Source organism: Verrucomicrobiota bacterium (genome assembly GCA_016200005.1).
In the GTDB taxonomy this organism is placed as follows: domain Bacteria; phylum Verrucomicrobiota; class Verrucomicrobiia; order Limisphaerales; family PALSA-1396; genus PALSA-1396.
This window is the reverse complement of the sequence record JACQFP010000003.1, coordinates 37,070-52,232: the sequence shown is the minus strand read 5'-3', so window position 1 is coordinate 52,232 and position 15,163 is coordinate 37,070. Positions and strand designations below refer to the sequence as shown.

Below are 15,163 nucleotides of genomic sequence, written 5' to 3'. Positions count from 1 at the left end.
TCACCGCTGCGCGCGGGCGTTGCCGCTGGCTTGTCGCAATTGTTTCTCACGCTCGATGACACGAGACATATAGCCGGCCATCGGGTCAGCCGGATTCTGTTTCCAGGCCAGCGCCGCCAGTTGTGCGGCCGGATCCAAAGCCCCCGCCTCAAACGCCCTCGCAGCCTGGTCCAACGCAGTTCCGGACCCTCCCGGTGGCGGCGCCGGCTGCCGCGTCTGGAAAACACACGGCACGTTCGCGCTGGAGGGATTGCCGAAGACGCAGCCGAACAGTTCCCCGTTCACCGTCGAGAAGGTGCTGAACAAGAGTTGCGCGCTGACCGCCGGCAACGAATGCAGCGCCGCGCGTTTTTCCGGCGGCGCGAGAAGCTGCTGACGCGTCCGCTCATCAAAACGATCCAGCATCCGGGAACCGACGCCGATGTAGAAAGCCCGCGGCGCGGCGTATTCCAGCACCGGGAAAAGATCGCTTTGCATCGGCCCAGGGCCCGCAATGGCGAAGCCGGTCCGCTGAGAGGCCAGTTGACGCGCGAGCAACGCTTCCGGAGAACGAATATCCAGCATCCCCATGTCCGTCGCCACACGGTCGATCGCGAAACCCTGCCGAAATACCTCCGGCCCGGTGGGCCACGGTTGCAGTGCGCCCAACATCACGATGTCACCAACCCCCGTATCCCACATTTCCACAAATGGGAACACCGAACTAAAGGTGCGCAAGACCATGTTCACAATGTCGTCATGCGTTTCATAGACATGAAACCATTGGGTCATGATGCCGCCGGGTTTCAGACGGCTCGCGGCGAGTTCGTAAAACTCACGGCTGAACACACTGCCGACGCCGACCGTCCATGGATTCGACGGCTCGGTGATGATCACATCGTATAGCTGCGGACGGAGCTTGAGCACGGTGCGCGCGTCTTCCCGCCACAAGTGGGTGCGCGGATCGCTGAGCACATGTCGGTTCCAGTCGGCGAACAGTTTGGACGCCTGGATGACTGGTTCACAATTATCCGCCACGTCCAGATGCTCGACGGGATAAGCCAGCACGGCTCCGGCCGTCATGCCCGAGGCAAGGCCCAGCACAAAAACATCTTTCGCTCCCGGTCGCACCAGCATCGGAAGATGGGCCAGGAGCAATTGGTTGCAGACGTCCACCTGCGTTCCGGCGTCCGGCTTGCCGTTGATGCGCAAACCAATTTCCGCCGGGCCAATGATGCCATCCACCTCTTCCACGGACACGGTTGCGTCCGGCCCGTCCTCGTAAAACAGGATTTTCATGTGTTCTTTCCGCATGGGCATCAACCGGGGTTCAAATTTCATTTCCCACACGCGAAACACCCCTGAACTCATCACATAGCGCCAGCCTTCACCGCCAAAGATGAAAAGCGATCCGACGAATGCGCAGACGCCCATCGAACCAATGATCCCCGCTCGCCAGCGGCGTCGCAAAGCCACAATCAGTGCCACCAGACCCAGCACCAAAGCCAGCACGGCAAAGGCATTCCGTAATCCCACCTGCGGCATCAGAATGAAACCCGTGAACAGCGTGCCGACGACCGCCCCGAGCGTGTTCCAGGTGAGCAAGGCGCCAACTTTCGCGCCCAGCGGCGCCCCTTCCGCCGAAACGGCCCGGATCATCAATGGCAACACCGCCCCGATCCCCGCCGCCGGGACGCCAAGGATCACCAACGCGATGCCAGTCGTAAGCAACTGGTGATAGACATAACCCACTTCCGTTCGACCCAGTCCGGTGCGCGCAATTCGATAGAAATCCACCCAGCGTTCGATGTTGAACACCAGCACCGCCACCCACGCCGCCGCCAGGCAGAGCAACAAGACAATCACGCCTTCGCTCGAACGCCCGCGCCGCCGCGGCGAGGCAATCCACGCGCTGCCCAAGCCGATGCCGAGGATGAACGCGATCAACACCACCGCGAACGATTGCAGCGACGAGCCGAAAATCAGCGCCAACGAGCGCGACGACAATACTTCCAGCCCCATCGAAACCGCACCAGTCATCGCGACGATCACTCCGGCCCAACGCAATGTTCCCGGCGACGCGGCGTCGGTTTCGGTCGAAGTTTTGGATTCAACCTGCCGGAGCTCATTCGACAAGCTGAGCCGGCTCAACAAAACCGCGCTGACGCCGACCATGACGTTGACCGCCGCGGTGATTTGCAACGTTGCCACCATGCCGAAGCTTTGCACGAGCCAGAATCCGGCGAGCGCCGATCCGGCGACGGCACCAAGGCTGTTCACCGAGTAAAAGCGCGCCGAGCGGCGTCCAGGATCAGTGGAGGATTTTTGCAACCACGCCGCCAGCAACGGCAACGTGCCGCCCATCAGAATCGTCGGCCCAAGTAGAAGTGCCGCGCTCAACACACCTTTCAATACCAGCAGTAATCCCGCGCGTTCGGCTATGTGAGTTCCGAGCGAGACGAAGGCTGCATCCGCCATCCGGTCAAAGGTTGGGAAGCAAAACGCGTAAACACCGATGATGATTTCCAGAAATCCATAGGTGGCCACCGGCTGCGCGAGACGATCCGCCCAACGACCGAACAGGCGGTTGCCCAGCGCCAGTCCGCCCATGAACGCGGCCAGCACCACCGTCTGTGCGTAGATGGTGCTGCCGAACATCTGCGATAAGAATTTCGACCAGACCACTTCATAGACCAGCGCGGTTGCGCCCGAACAGAAGAACAGCGCCAGCACCATCCCGCCGCGGTTTCGTGATTGCATGAACGAAAGCTAACGAGCAGTCAATCCTACATGCAAGTTTGGAAACAAACAAAGTAGGAGACGACGTGAGGAGACTCCTACTGAAAAAAGCTGAAAAACTGAAAACTGAAAGGTGAAATCCGTCCTCCGCCTTCCGTCCGCTGACCTCTGGCCTCCCTCCTCCCTCCTCCGACCAGCGTCTCGTGACCTCGACTCCTACGCGAAGTCGGGTTTATTCTGTTTGCGAAACCTCGCGTACTCTGGCACTAAACGACGCGCCATGCACATCCGACAAATCCTGCCCCGTCTTTTGATGGCGCTCGTTTTCGTGTCTGGCGCGGGTTGCCGGAAATCCGGATCCAACCTTCCGCCTGCACCGTCGGCAACCGCGCCCCTGGCATCGAACACCGTCGTGCGCGTTCATTGGCTGGGCAAGAAACGCCTTGGGATAGAAGCCAGTGCCTACTACTTCATGCGTCTTTGGGGACTGCCCGAAAGCGCGAAACTGCAGGCGCAGAGCTTGGACAAACTTTCGGTTGCCCCGTGGCGGTTGTGGCGCGGTGAGGCGGAGGTGGCAAACGCCCCGACAGCGCTGTTGCGACCGCTGCTCGATGACTTGGTGCAGCAGGAATCCTACGTCGAATTTCGACAGGTGGCGAATCAGGCTGGGGAACTGGCGTTCGCCATCAAGCTGGATGAACCGCATTCCGGTTTATGGCGGACCAATCTCGCGGTCGTGGTGGCTTCGCTCACCGGCGTGCAGAACATGCTCCTGCAGGACGGGGGACGCGGTTGGTCGATCCAGCAGACGCGCTCGCCGAACCTCATTGAATTGAAGCGAGTGGGCAACTGGACGCTTTTGGGTGTGGCGCAGGCGACCAATGTGTTGCTCGGCGAGATCGTTGCTCGAATCCAGCGCGACCATGCACCGTTTCCGGCACCGTCAACGAACTATTGGCTCGAAGCCGACCTCGATCTCCAGCGAGTCGCGGGTGCGTTGGTGCACGACTGGAATCTGCCGGAAGAATTGCCGCGGCTCTCGATCCACGTGACGGGCGACGGCGGCAATGTGCTGACTCACGGCGATTTGATCTTCGCCCGTCCGCTCCTGGGTGAATTGGAGCCTTGGAACATCCCAACCAACCTGGTGCGCGATCCACTGATCAGTTTCACGGCCGTGCGCGGCTTCCAACCGTGGTTGGCTTCGTGGAAAAAGTGGAACGATCTTCAAGTCGGGCCGCCACCCAACCAGGTTTGCTTCTGGGCCATGGACGGGGTTCCCATTCAAACTTACTTTGCCGCTCCGCTGCTGCAGCCGGGCGGCGGGTTGCGCCCTCTGGCGGATGTCTTGCTGCGCGATGGCAATCCGTGGCTGGCGGCCCACGGCGTCGGGAATTTTGTCCGCGCCTCGGATGCGGATGCCGCCATGTGGGCAGGGCTGCCAGTGCTGGCGCCTTTCGTGAAAGCGGTTGGCGCGGGAAACGATGCCTTTGCGTTCGGTGGCTTGCTCCCGGCCGCAGGCCTGGAAACCAACCGTCCGCCGTCGCCCGGGATGATCCACGACGTGTTGCGGCGAACGAACCTTGTTTATTACGACTGGGAGGTTACCGGCCCGCGCATCGAATCGTGGCTTTACATCGGCCAGGTGGCGCGTCTGGCCTTCCGCCACGCGCAATTGACAATGGATTCCGCGAGCATGAACTGGTTGCGGGTTGTGTCGTCCCGACTGGACAAGTGCACGACCCTGGTCACGCGCACCGGAACGAATCAACTGTCCTTCATTCGCAAGTCCACCGCGGGGTTGACGGCGCCGGAATTGCAACTGTTGGTTGATTGGCTGGAATCACCACAGTTTCCGCGCGGTCTTTATTCTCAACTCGTTTCGCCTGCTGGTGCAACACCGCCAAGTACCGCACCGGCGAAACCATAAATATGCTTCCGTAAGCGTCGAGGTCACGAGGCTCGGTTCGGAAGGCGGAGGACGGAAATCGGATTTCGGGCCTCGGATCTCTGCTTTCTACTTTCTGATTTCAAATCTTGGTTCTGATTCCATTTGCGAAACGGTTTCACTTTTGGCACAACACCGGGCCGTATGTTTACCAGACTTAAGTCCGGGCGATTCAATCGGCATCGGGGAGCGCGCCCGCCTCGGGCGCAGCCGACGACGCCCTCGTCGTCGGCCTTCGCGTGCGAGCGTGGGCACCAATTCGCACTTCCGCCGTGCGAAGGGTTCGGCGCGAGGGCGCGCCGAACAGCAGCCGTGGCGGCTGCGCTCCCCGTTCCTTTGAACTGCATCGCTCTGGTTAAGAGTTTCATTTTCATGTCACCGCTGGTCGCCGTGCTGTTAGCCGGCTGCAAGAAGTCCGCGCCTCCCGCATCCAGTTCAACACCGCCGCCAGCACCACCGAACGCAACAATGAAGTCAAACGCAGTCAGCGTTTCGCATCTGCATTGGCTCGGTAAAAAGTGGATCGCGGCGCGGACCAACGACGCGCCGTTCATGGCGATTTGGAACCTGCCCGAAAGCGTGAAGCTTGAAGCGCAGACGCTCGACAAGCTCTCCACGGCCCCCTGGCGGCTGCTCCGCGGCGAGACGAATGCTGCGAACACGGCCAGCGCGCGCTTGCGCCCTTTGCTCGACGATCTCGTGCAGGAAGAATCTTACACGGAAGTCCGGCAGCCGACGGATCAACCCGCGCAAATCGTCTTCGCCATACGACTGGATGACAACCGCGCCGCGCTTTGGGAAACCAATCTTGCCGCCGTGATGGAATCGTTGACCACCCTCCGAACCGTGCCGGCGACGAACGGGCTGCGCGGCTGGTCGCTCAAAAAACACGATGCGCCCAAACTCATTGAACTGACGCGTGCCGGCCAGTGGACCGTGGTGGGCGCGGCCTCGGACACGAACGCGTTGCTCGGCGAAATCATCGCGCGGATCGACCAGGAGCACTCGCCGATACGCCTGAAACGGGCACCGACCGACCCACCCCTGACCCCTCCCAAGAGGGGAACAATCCACCCTGCGCAGCTCCCCTCCTTGGAGGGGCAAGGGGTGGGTTCAGGGACTCGATTTGCGGACTCGGGTTCGGGGAGTCGCTCCTTGCCGGCCACGAATCATTGGCTGGACGCAAACGTCGATCTTGCGACCATCACCAAACTTTTTGTCCCGGATTGGAAACCCCCGGGAAACACCCCGCGCGTCACGTTGAGAGCTACCCCCGACGGCCAAAGCGTCCGCACCGAAGGCGATTTGATATTCCCCAAACCGGTGACGCTCGAATTTGATGCGTGGAGCATCCCAACAAATCTTATTGGCGAACCGCTGGTTGGGTTCACCGCAGTTCGAGGGCTCCGACCGTGGCTGGCCTCGTCGGAATCGCTGCGCGGGCTTTTCACCGCGCCGCCGCCCAACCAGGTGTTTCTCTGGACGATCCCGGGATTGCCCGCTCAAACTTATTTCGCCGCGCCGATGACTGACGCCAGCAATCAGGTCCACGCGCTTTCCGCCCGGCTCATGGACGCAGTCAATCCGCTGCTCGCCACCACTGACAATGGAAAGTTCGGTTGGGCGGAAAATCAGAACGGCGTTACTGCAAAGGGAATTCCTTTTCTTTCACCATTCTTTCGATCCTACAGCACCAACGGCGTTGATTACGCCTTCGGCGGCACCGTACCGCCCTATCCCATTTTGGAAGCGCCGTCCTACGACATGGTCAAACTCGTTTCTCCGTGGACCAACCTTGTCTATCTGGATTGGGAAATCACCGGCGATCGAATCGTAACCTGGCTATACTTGGGCCAGCTCGTCCGCTACATTTCGAAAACGCCGCAAATCCCTTCCGACTCGGCGGCCATCCTCTGGACGAAGACGCTCGAAACTAAATTGGGCGCATGTGACACGATGGTGACTAGTCCCGAGCCTGACAAACTGCATTTCCTGCGCAAGTCCACCATCGGCTTCTCGGCGCTTGAACTCCATTTCCTCGCCGACTGGCTGGAATCACCGCAATTTCCGCGCGGCCTGCACACTTTTCTGGCGCCGCCTCCGGTGCCGCCCGACGCGATGCCACAGCCCGCCGCCACCCCGACGAAACCGTGATCAGAAGTCAGAAGTCAGAGGTCAGAGGACGGAAGACGGAGGTCGGTACGCGGACGGCGGAAATCTGACTTCGGACTTCGATTTTTTCAGACAGAGTCTGAAGGTAGGTCGCGACCTCCGGGCGCGCTGTCATGGTCAGCGCGCGTTCTCCGAACGCGCCGCTGCCGCGCGCGCCGTCCGAAAATGCGCTGCCGTCCTTCGTGAGGTTGGCCTGCGGCGCGCCCGGAGGTCGCGCCCTGCCGCGTTTCGTCTTCGACAATCAATTCGGCCAATCACTTTGATTTCATTTCGAATTTCGAGCTTCGGATTTCGGATTTTTATTCAGTGTCGTCTCCTACGGCGAATTACTCTTTCAAAAAATCAGTGTCCATCCGGTTCATCCGTGGTTAAAACTTCCTTGTGTTCGTCATTCCCAAAACCATGCGCGCCGTCGTCTATCGCGGACCCAATGATCTGCGCGTCGAGACCGTCCCCGTACCGCGCATCCAGGGCGGTGAACTGTTGGTAAAGGTCGCAGCGTGCGGTGTCTGCCCCACCGACATCAAAAAAATTCAGTACGGCACCGTCCCGCCGCCGCGCATCTTCGGCCATGAAACCGCCGGCACCATTGTGCGCGTCGGCGCGCGCGTGAAAGGTTTTCACATTGGCGACCGCGTTGCGTTGCATCACCATATTCCATGTCTGGAATGTCACGCCTGCCGCCATCATTCCTTTGCCCAATGCGCACGGTACAAGCGCACTGGCATCACCGCCGGCTTTGAATCGGCGGGCGGTGGTTACGCCGAATATGTGCGCGTGATGCCATTCGTGCTCCCCGGCGTCGTCAAGATTCCGTCGCGCAATTCGTTTGCCGAAGGCGCCATGCTCGAACCGGTGAACACCATCCTCAAGGCCATCAACCGTTTGAACCTGCTGCCGGGCGACACGGTTCTGGTGGCGGGACAGGGACCCATCGGGTTGATGTTCACGCGCCTGCTGCGACTGCGACGCGTAAACGTAATCGCGAGTGATTTGTTGAACCCTCGTTTGCAACTCGCGGAAAAATTCGGCGCGCGCTGGACCTTTAACGCAGGGAAAGCCGAACATCCCCTCACCCGACTTCGTCACCCTCTCCCCCGCGGAGGGGGAGAGGGTTGGGGTGAGGGGGCGGTTCGACAATCGGTTCCGCCGAGGTTCGTGAGTGAACCTGATGCGAGCGGTGCATTGACGCAACTCACAAAGAAAATCACCCACGGTCGCGGCCTCGACGCCGCGATCATCGCCGTGCCTTCGGATGCAGTGGCGCAGCAAGCGATGCAACTGGTCCGGTGCGGTGGACAGATGCTCCTCTTCGCCCACACGCGTCGCGGCCCCCCGACCGCTGTTGATCTCACCACGGTGTGCGTTGATGAAAAGGATTTGCTCGGCAGTTACTCAGCCGACTTCACGTTGCAAAAAAAAGTTGCTCAACTGGTCTTTTCCCGGCGGCTCGACGTGCGTCCGCTCATCACTCACCAATTTCCATTGGCGCAAACCGCCGCTGCCATCGATCTGGCCGCCCATCCGACAACCGAGTCACTGAAAGTTTTGGTAGGAGACGACGTGAGGAGACTCTGACTTTTCGGCCAAACAGAAGCATGTTGAACCGCGAAATACGCGGAATACGCGAAAGTGAGAAGGCTTTTCGGAAAAGGAAATCCAGACTTGGCGAGTGATGAAGTTTAACTGTTTCCAGGGCGTCACGCTCCGGCTGTCCGTGTGTTCCGCGTATTTCGCGGTCCATCTCCACTGCCGAAGTAACGAGGCTCTGATTATTCAGCTAAAAAAGAGCAGATGGAACCGCGAAATACGCGCGAAAGAGGTGAGTCGGCTCTGACTTTCATCGGATTCAGATGGAGCGGACTCACGTCCGCTGCTACGAGGTTCATGGGGAGGGAGTTTCACCGTTTCTCGGCGCATTCAAGCTCCGGTTTTTCGCGTCATCCGTGGTTAAGCTCCACAGTGCAAACATCAAGGGAAGTAGCGGTAGATTTCCTTGCGATGTAGGCAACGCACAAACGTCACCGCACCGCGCTCGAAAACAAAACCGACGCGGTAATTGCCCACGCGAATGCGGTAGTACTTGCCAGTCGCTTCCAGACGCTTGAGGTTGGGAATCTGCAGGAAGGTTCGGACGGCTTCTACTTGCTCGATGACTTTCCTGATCCGGCGAAGCAATGCGGGGTCTCTAATATCGGACAGGTCCGCGTCGAAGGATTCGCGGAAAGAGGTCTTCACGCCGGGTGTGCGAGTCGTTGAAAGATTTTTTTGCGACTTGTGAGCCGGGACTTTTCCCCGTCTTGAATGGCCCTGAGCATGGCCATGTCCTCCAAACTTTCCTGCAAAGCCTCACGCAAGAGGTCGTGGCGTTCTTCGAGAACTTCAACGACGGCGTCCTTCAGCAGGACTTTAATGCGGCGTTCTTCAAGCGCGGTCATGCAGGCAACATAAAGAGGCTGCCAGGGCAAGTCAAACATTGCGGCGGGTTTTAATCCATCGCCGCTGGAGAATTCAACTTGATGCAGCCGGGCAGAATCGTTCCACCATTGACGAACTCGAAGGACTTTGACCACGGATGACTTAACCGCGAACCACGCGAAATACACGAACGGAATTCCAGAAAAACTTTTCGCGTGTTTGGCGTATTTAGCGGTTGAAATTTTCGTTGGCACGTCCGCCGACTTCCCAAGCACGAGGCAGATTAACCGCGAACTACGCGAAATACACGAACGAATTTCGGAAAACCTTTCGCGTAATTGGCGTATTTAGCGGTTAAGAGTTCTCCCGGTTGTGGTAGTATCGGCCTCTCTCGGCCACGATACGTTCCACCTGCGCCTTCGGATAATGCCCGAAGTTCACGAGCAATCCCAATTTCAGTCGCGTGGCCTTGAGATAATTCTGAACTTGGGCGCGGTGTTCATCCGTGAGTTCGGTCACGGCTTGCAGTTCGAGGACGATCCTGTCGTGGCAGATGAAGTCCGGCTCGTAGGTTGAGCGCAGCGGGCAATTTTTGTATTCCAGTGCGAGCGGTTTCTTTGGCACGAAAGAAACACCCTGCAATCGCAGTTCGATCTCCATGCACTCCTGATAAACCTGCTCCAGGAATCCGCAGCCTTTCTCGCGATAAACCTCGAAGCACGCACCGACAATTTTGTAGCTTTCCTCCTTGTAGAGAATTTCTGTTTTCATGAGAGGAGACTAACCGCAAACCATTCAGATTCAAACCGCGAACCACGCGAAATACACGAACGGGTTTCCAAAAGAATTCTTTCGCGTATTTCGTGTATTTCGCGGTTAAATCTTTTTTCGTATCTCCGCCGACTTCCCATGCGCTCCCAAACCTTCAGCCCTGAATCCGCAAAAACCCTTGAAAAACCGACGCAAAACCGCAGTATGGACGGCGCAAAACGGCCTTTTGAAAAATGTTCAAAAAAAATTCAAAAAACTGTTGACAGTTTGAGGCCATTTTGTGATATTCGCCTCACACACGGGACACACAAACTAACAAACAAACAAAATGAGAACAAAAACATTACTTCTAACGGCTGCCGTTGCTGCGGCAGGTTTCGCCTACTCCTCGATGGCGCAAGTCTATTCAGTCAACGTGGTGGGATATGTCAGCGTCGTAACATCTAACAACACGTATGTCTTGCTTGCCAATCCGTTAAACGACGGTACGAACAGTCTCGGTAGTTTGTTGGGAACGATGCCCAATAAATCGATCGCTCAGTTGTGGGATGGCACCACATTCGTGGCTTCTACCAAAGGCGGTAGCCCGAGCGTTTGGTCACCTGATCTTTCTGTTCCCGTCGGTACGGGATTCTTCCTGAAAACACCTAGTCAACAGACGAACACATTCGTGGGAAGCGTTATTGTTGGGCCAGGTCAAAGCGTCACCAACGCTCTCCCGACAACTTACGCGCTGGTAGGAAGCCCGATTCCGTTTTCGGATACCTTGAATGGTGCTACCTTGGGTTTGGGAGTGCTGCCCAATAAATCAATTATCCAAGCTTGGAACGGAAGCACATATGTGGCTTCAACCAAAGGTGGGTCTCCTAGTGTTTGGTCTCCTGATCTGCCCGTGGTTCCTGCACAAGGTTTCTTTGTGCAATCGAAAGCAGCCACCAACTGGGTTCAGACTCTGCCATAAACGGGTTTAGATAATTGACGAATAGATCATAATAGAAAACCAAAAAACACAACCGATAAGTACAATATGAAAAAAACAATCATTGCGTCAGTAATTGGGATCGCAGCTTCGGTCGCAACGGTGTCCTCTTCCTATGGTCAGGGGCATACGCTTTTCGACAATTACAATGCCGCGCCCTACATGAATGTGCGGTACAACGGAACACCTACTGGTAACAGCGGCATTCACGTTGATCTTGCGTATTTTATTGGCACTACCAGCGATCCAACAGCACTGACACCCTTGGGTCTTTCGGTTCCACTCAACGGGAGTCTCACTGCCTTGGGGCAACCAGGGTATTGGAATGGTGTGGCTGTAGATATTCCGGGCTACACCTCAGGGGCGGTCACGTTCCAAGTTTTGGCATGGGATACCGCAACAGGGGCAACGTATGGTGCTGCCACTGCTCGAGGTGCCTCGTTCCTCTGGCAGGAAGCCTCCCTTGCAACAGGACTATCACCTGCGGCTACTTGGGCTGGTCTCCCTGGTCCAAACGGTGGAGAGTTGGTGAACGTTGTTGTGCCTGAGCCGTCCACGTTCGCGTTGATCGGCCTCGGCACTGGCGTGCTGTTGTTCTTCCGCCGCCGCAAATAACTTGGTTTAGTTTGTTCTACTTCAAGCCCCGAAGAAATCTTCGGGGCTTTTTTATTTTCCACACAGACCCCGTAGGAGACGACGTGAGGAGACTCCATCTGAAAAAGCTGAGAATCGGCGCTCTGATCCGAGTCTCGTTACCTCGACTCCTACAACACTTACCACCCGGTAGGAAACTAGGATAACCACGGATTGCACGGATGACACGGATGGGGAAACGGATGGCAAATCATCCGTGAAATCCGTGTCATCCGTGGTCAAAGTCCTTCGTGAGGTTGAAGTTCGCGTGCCCGGAGGCAGCGAGATGGAAATTGACCACGTTGGGTGACTGGAGCGCAACCTTTCAAGCTAACAGCAGCAGATGGCACCGCGAACCACATGAAAAACGCGAACGGAGAAGGACTTTCGGAAAAGGTTTTCTTCACCGCTCCGCGCTGGAAGCCGGCCGGTGAAGGAGTCCCTCCGCCTCCCATCCCTTTCAAGCTCCGGGTTTTCGCGTGGTTGGCGTATTTCGCGGTTCATCTCATCCGTGTTATCCGTGTCATCCGTAGTCAAATTCCTTCGTGTTCATTCGTGTCCATTGGTGGTTCAGATCAGAGTCTCGTCACCCCGGCGGCTACGTCTAGTGTGGTATGGGCGCGTCGCGCCAAATTGCAGTTGGCGAGAACGAGCAGAACGGCTACATTCATCCCGCATGAATGCTCTGGATCCTGTGTCAACATCTGTCAAGGAACGGTGGCGTACCGCCGGGCGCTTCGCCGACGTGTTAGAGGCGGAGATCAAAGCCCGCCACCATCCGCTCATCGCCCGCGTTGTATCTTGGTTCAACTTTTGCCGCCTGTGCCAGGACCTGGAGGAACAAATGCTCCTCGGTCCCACCCCGGATGATCTCCAACTGCATCGCTCGCTGCTTTCGCAGGCCATCGCCGGCGGCGAAGGGTTGTTGCTCGAATGTGCCGATGCCGCGTTGCTCAGTCCGCTCGGCCTTAAACCACAATCGCTTGAGGCCAAACTCGAATCCCTGCGCATCACCTTCGACCAATGGCACACCGAGATGAAACCCGCGCGTCAGGAAGCCATCTTGAGGGAGGTATTCGGTGGCGAGGCATGAACTGTTGGAGGCCATCCTGCAGGCGCAGTTCGACCTGGAATACGCGGAACCCAAGGACCTCCCGCTTTGCCGGGAGCGGTTGAACGCCCTGCTCGATCAAGCCATCGCCGGAATGCACCTGACACGGCGCGAGTTGCTCTCCGCGTTGCGCGACCGATACAAGGAACACAAACGGGCACAACTGCTCGCGGAAGCGCGGAGACGATCCGTTTGACTCTCGTAGCCGCCGACGTGAGGAGGCTCTGACTATTCCGCTAAAAAAAGCAGCGGATGGCACCGCGAACCACACGAAATACGCGAACGGAGAAGGGCTTTCGGAAAAGGTCTTCTTCACCGCTCCGCGCTGGAAGCTCCGCGCTGGAAGCCGGCCGGTGAAGGAGTCCCTCCGCCTCCCATCCCTTTTCAAGCTCCGGGTTTTCGCGTGGTTGGCGTATTTCGCGGTTTATCTCATCCGTGTTATCCGTGTCATCCGTGGTCAAATTCCTTTGTGGTCATTCGTCATAGCCGAACGCCTTCACAAACGGCGCCAGCTTTTCCAGATGAGGTTCGAGGTATTTCTGGTAATTTCGCCAGCGGCCGACGGCGGTTTTGAACACGGGTTTCACCACGTCCGCGTAAGTCGGCGATCGCACCAGCTTTTGCCGCGCGTGCTCGTCGAAGCCCAACACGCGGGCGTCCCACGGGACATCGAGAAACTCCAACACCCGCCGCGCCACGGATTCCAAATCCTCCACCATGTCTTCGTACCTCACTTCCAAATAAGGGCTTGGCAGCAGGGGCGCTAACGTTCTCCAGATACCCATCAGATGTGCATATTCTTCAACGGTGCTCTCCAAGCTCAAATAGGCTGAAGTGGTCTGACCGAGGGGGACGAACGGCTGCATGAAACAGCTCAGGCAGACATCGCGCGGGTCGCGCAGCGCCAAGAGGAATTTGGTTTCAGGAAAGACGCGGATGAGCGCAGGAATCAAAAAAGTGAGCGAGGGGTTTTTATCAACCAACAGCCGCCCGGCGATGGGATTGCCAAGCGACAATTCCATGGACCGGAAATAATTCGCACGCGATTGCTGCAACGCGCTGGTTTGGGCCGATTCCAGAACGCTGAGCATGAGCGTGCCCTCCGGCAAACTGCGCGTCAGTGGAACGTATGCATCATCGTGGAAAATCTCCGTCTCCTCAGCCGAGACGATCTCGGCGTGTGAATCCAGCACCTGTTCCAGCAGGGTAGTCCCGGAACGCGGATGGCCACAAAGCAGGGCCAACCGGCGCAGTGGTTGAAATGCCTGACTCAAATCAAGCCACCGCTGCAGCATGTCCACAGAGATGTTGGCAGTCATCTCCTTCAAGCGCGCACGGAGTAATCGCAGTCCGGCGGCGTACGGGGCTGCGTCAGGACGCAACAGCGCCTTGGCCTCGAGAAATGCCGTCATGGCTTCGTCGTAACGCCCCTGGCGGTCTAACAGCGCACCCAGTTCATACCAGCCGCGGATGCGTATGGTCTGCTCGGCATTTGGCAGAAAAGATCGGAGCAGTTTCTCCGCTTCGGCCGGCCGCCCCGTCTGGCGTTCCAGTCGCGCGCGCGCGAGCAACTCCGACGCGCAAGCCCCGTCCAATTGCAGCGCGTGATCTACCAGTCTGGCGGCATCTTCCAGACGGCGGAGTCGTTCGTAGAGCTCCGCAAGGTTGATGAGGGTCTCTGGCGCTGCGTTTTTTTGCTCCACCGCCCGCTGGAAAAAACGCTCCGCCATTCCATAGCTGCGAAAATCGCGCGATTGTAGTCCTGCTGCCGCGAGTGTTTCTGTTTTGTTTGGTGCCACTCGAACCGCTTTCTCAAAGCAATTTTCGGCAGCCGCGTAATCGTAACACAAACCATGAACGCGGCCCAATTGCAGCAGGATCTCGGAATTGGCCGGGTCCAGCCGGCTGGCGCGTTCCAGAATCCCGATGCACTGCCGGAACTCCCTGCGTTTCCAAGCCTCCTCGGCGGTCTGGAGCATCCGGGACAGAGTGCTTTGAGAAACCAACCGTTGTCGCTTCAATTTCATGGTCGCGGCGAAAGGATAAATGCCAAGGTCGCCGGCGCAAGCAGTCTTTGAAACCCGCATATCATTTGCTGGTAGGGCGGCGACCTCCGGGCGCGCCGTGGTTTCGTCGATTATTGCCGGCAAATGGTGCGAGCCTTATCGCGCGGTCGTTGACATCCGCCATGGTGCGGGTAGCATGACAAGGTTGCCGGTAGGCGCGTTCGTCTATCAGTTAGGACACGGCCCTCTCAAGGCTGAAAGACGGGTGCGATTCCCGTACGCGCTACCACTTCGGAAGGGTTGAGAGTTGAAGATTGAGGGTTGAGAGTCAGGAGAAGGATTGGAATTCTGCATTGATGATCGGGACTTCCGCGATTACAAACATGTGTCGATAAATATCCAACCAA

The 15,163-nt window shown here is 57.7% G+C and carries 13 protein-coding genes and 1 tRNA gene; 8 read left to right on the top strand and 6 right to left on the bottom strand.

Annotation, left to right across the window (positions count from 1 at the left end; all coding sequences use genetic code 11):
- On the bottom strand, positions 1-2,739 hold the full coding sequence (locus HY298_00855) for a fused MFS/spermidine synthase (GenBank protein ID MBI3848829.1): 2,739 nt from the start codon (positions 2,737-2,739) through the stop codon (positions 1-3).
- 259 nt (positions 2,740-2,998) lie between these two features.
- On the opposite strand from HY298_00855, the gene HY298_00850 reads away from it, so the two are divergent.
- Together HY298_00850 and HY298_00845 are read left to right on the top strand one after the other, a co-directional pair.
- Positions 2,999-4,648, top strand: coding sequence for a hypothetical protein (locus HY298_00850; protein ID MBI3848828.1), 1,650 nt, complete (start codon positions 2,999-3,001; stop codon positions 4,646-4,648).
- A 486-nt stretch (positions 4,649-5,134) separates the two neighbouring features.
- Complete coding sequence (locus HY298_00845) at positions 5,135-6,820, top strand: hypothetical protein (protein MBI3848827.1); 1,686 nt, start codon at positions 5,135-5,137, stop codon at positions 6,818-6,820.
- A 7-nt stretch (positions 6,821-6,827) separates the two neighbouring features.
- Here the strand turns inward: HY298_00845 and HY298_00840 are convergent, their stop codons facing one another.
- Entirely contained in the window at positions 6,828-7,079 is a 252-nt protein-coding gene (locus HY298_00840) for a hypothetical protein (GenBank protein ID MBI3848826.1), read from the bottom strand.
- A 140-nt stretch (positions 7,080-7,219) separates the two neighbouring features.
- On the opposite strand from HY298_00840, the gene HY298_00835 reads away from it, so the two are divergent.
- On the top strand, positions 7,220-8,416 hold the full coding sequence (locus tag HY298_00835) for an alcohol dehydrogenase catalytic domain-containing protein (GenBank protein ID MBI3848825.1): 1,197 nt from the start codon (positions 7,220-7,222) through the stop codon (positions 8,414-8,416).
- Between the two features lie 393 nt (positions 8,417-8,809).
- Here HY298_00835 and HY298_00830 read toward each other — a convergent pair whose 3' ends face one another.
- The 3 genes from HY298_00830 to HY298_00820 all read right to left on the bottom strand — a co-directional run bounded on the left by HY298_00830 (position 8,810) and on the right by HY298_00820 (position 10,027).
- Positions 8,810-9,076 (bottom strand): type II toxin-antitoxin system RelE/ParE family toxin, encoded by a 267-nt coding sequence (locus tag HY298_00830; GenBank protein MBI3848824.1) that lies wholly within the window; start codon positions 9,074-9,076, stop codon positions 8,810-8,812.
- Entirely contained in the window at positions 9,073-9,276 is a 204-nt protein-coding gene (locus HY298_00825) for a hypothetical protein (GenBank protein ID MBI3848823.1), read from the bottom strand. Before HY298_00825 ends, HY298_00830 begins: the two co-directional genes overlap by 4 nt.
- A 334-nt stretch (positions 9,277-9,610) precedes the next feature.
- Entirely contained in the window at positions 9,611-10,027 is a 417-nt protein-coding gene (locus tag HY298_00820) for a GxxExxY protein (GenBank protein MBI3848822.1), read from the bottom strand.
- A 328-nt stretch (positions 10,028-10,355) separates the two neighbouring features.
- Between HY298_00820 and HY298_00815 the strand changes: the two genes are divergently transcribed.
- The 4 genes from HY298_00815 (at position 10,356) to HY298_00800 (ending at position 12,946) form a co-directional block, all read left to right on the top strand.
- Entirely contained in the window at positions 10,356-10,988 is a 633-nt protein-coding gene (locus HY298_00815) for a hypothetical protein (GenBank protein ID MBI3848821.1), read from the top strand.
- Between the two features lie 66 nt (positions 10,989-11,054).
- Positions 11,055-11,621, top strand: coding sequence for a PEP-CTERM sorting domain-containing protein (locus HY298_00810; protein ID MBI3848820.1), 567 nt, complete (start codon positions 11,055-11,057; stop codon positions 11,619-11,621).
- A 712-nt stretch (positions 11,622-12,333) separates the two neighbouring features.
- Complete coding sequence (locus HY298_00805) at positions 12,334-12,732, top strand: hypothetical protein (GenBank protein MBI3848819.1); 399 nt, start codon at positions 12,334-12,336, stop codon at positions 12,730-12,732.
- Positions 12,719-12,946 carry a hypothetical protein gene (locus tag HY298_00800; protein MBI3848818.1) on the top strand — a complete coding sequence of 76 codons (228 nt, stop codon included), beginning with the start codon at positions 12,719-12,721 and terminating at the stop codon, positions 12,944-12,946. Before HY298_00805 ends, HY298_00800 begins: the two co-directional genes overlap by 14 nt.
- Before the next feature lie 277 nt (positions 12,947-13,223).
- Here the strand turns inward: HY298_00800 and HY298_00795 are convergent, their stop codons facing one another.
- Entirely contained in the window at positions 13,224-14,837 is a 1,614-nt protein-coding gene (locus tag HY298_00795; protein ID MBI3848817.1) for a sulfotransferase, read from the bottom strand.
- Between the two features lie 133 nt (positions 14,838-14,970).
- Between HY298_00795 and HY298_00790 the strand changes: the two genes are divergently transcribed.
- Positions 14,971-15,045: transfer RNA gene (locus tag HY298_00790), tRNA-Glu, on the top strand.
- The last annotated feature ends 118 nt before the right edge of the window (positions 15,046-15,163 follow it).

Excerpts from the sequence above, each read along its gene's own strand:
- HY298_00855 (MBI3848829.1), bottom strand. The coding sequence starts at position 2,739 with ATGCAATCACGAAACCGCGGCGGGATGGTGCTGGCGCTGTTCTTCTGT.
- HY298_00850 (MBI3848828.1), top strand. The coding sequence starts at position 2,999 with ATGCACATCCGACAAATCCTGCCCCGTCTTTTGATGGCGCTCGTTTTC.
- HY298_00845 (MBI3848827.1), top strand. The coding sequence starts at position 5,135 with ATGAAGTCAAACGCAGTCAGCGTTTCGCATCTGCATTGGCTCGGTAAA.
- HY298_00825 (MBI3848823.1), bottom strand. The coding sequence starts at position 9,276 with ATGACCGCGCTTGAAGAACGCCGCATTAAAGTCCTGCTGAAGGACGCC.
- HY298_00820 (MBI3848822.1), bottom strand. The coding sequence starts at position 10,027 with ATGAAAACAGAAATTCTCTACAAGGAGGAAAGCTACAAAATTGTCGGT.
- HY298_00815 (MBI3848821.1), top strand. The coding sequence starts at position 10,356 with ATGAGAACAAAAACATTACTTCTAACGGCTGCCGTTGCTGCGGCAGGT.
- HY298_00810 (MBI3848820.1), top strand. The coding sequence starts at position 11,055 with ATGAAAAAAACAATCATTGCGTCAGTAATTGGGATCGCAGCTTCGGTC.
- HY298_00795 (MBI3848817.1), bottom strand. The coding sequence starts at position 14,837 with ATGCGGGTTTCAAAGACTGCTTGCGCCGGCGACCTTGGCATTTATCCT.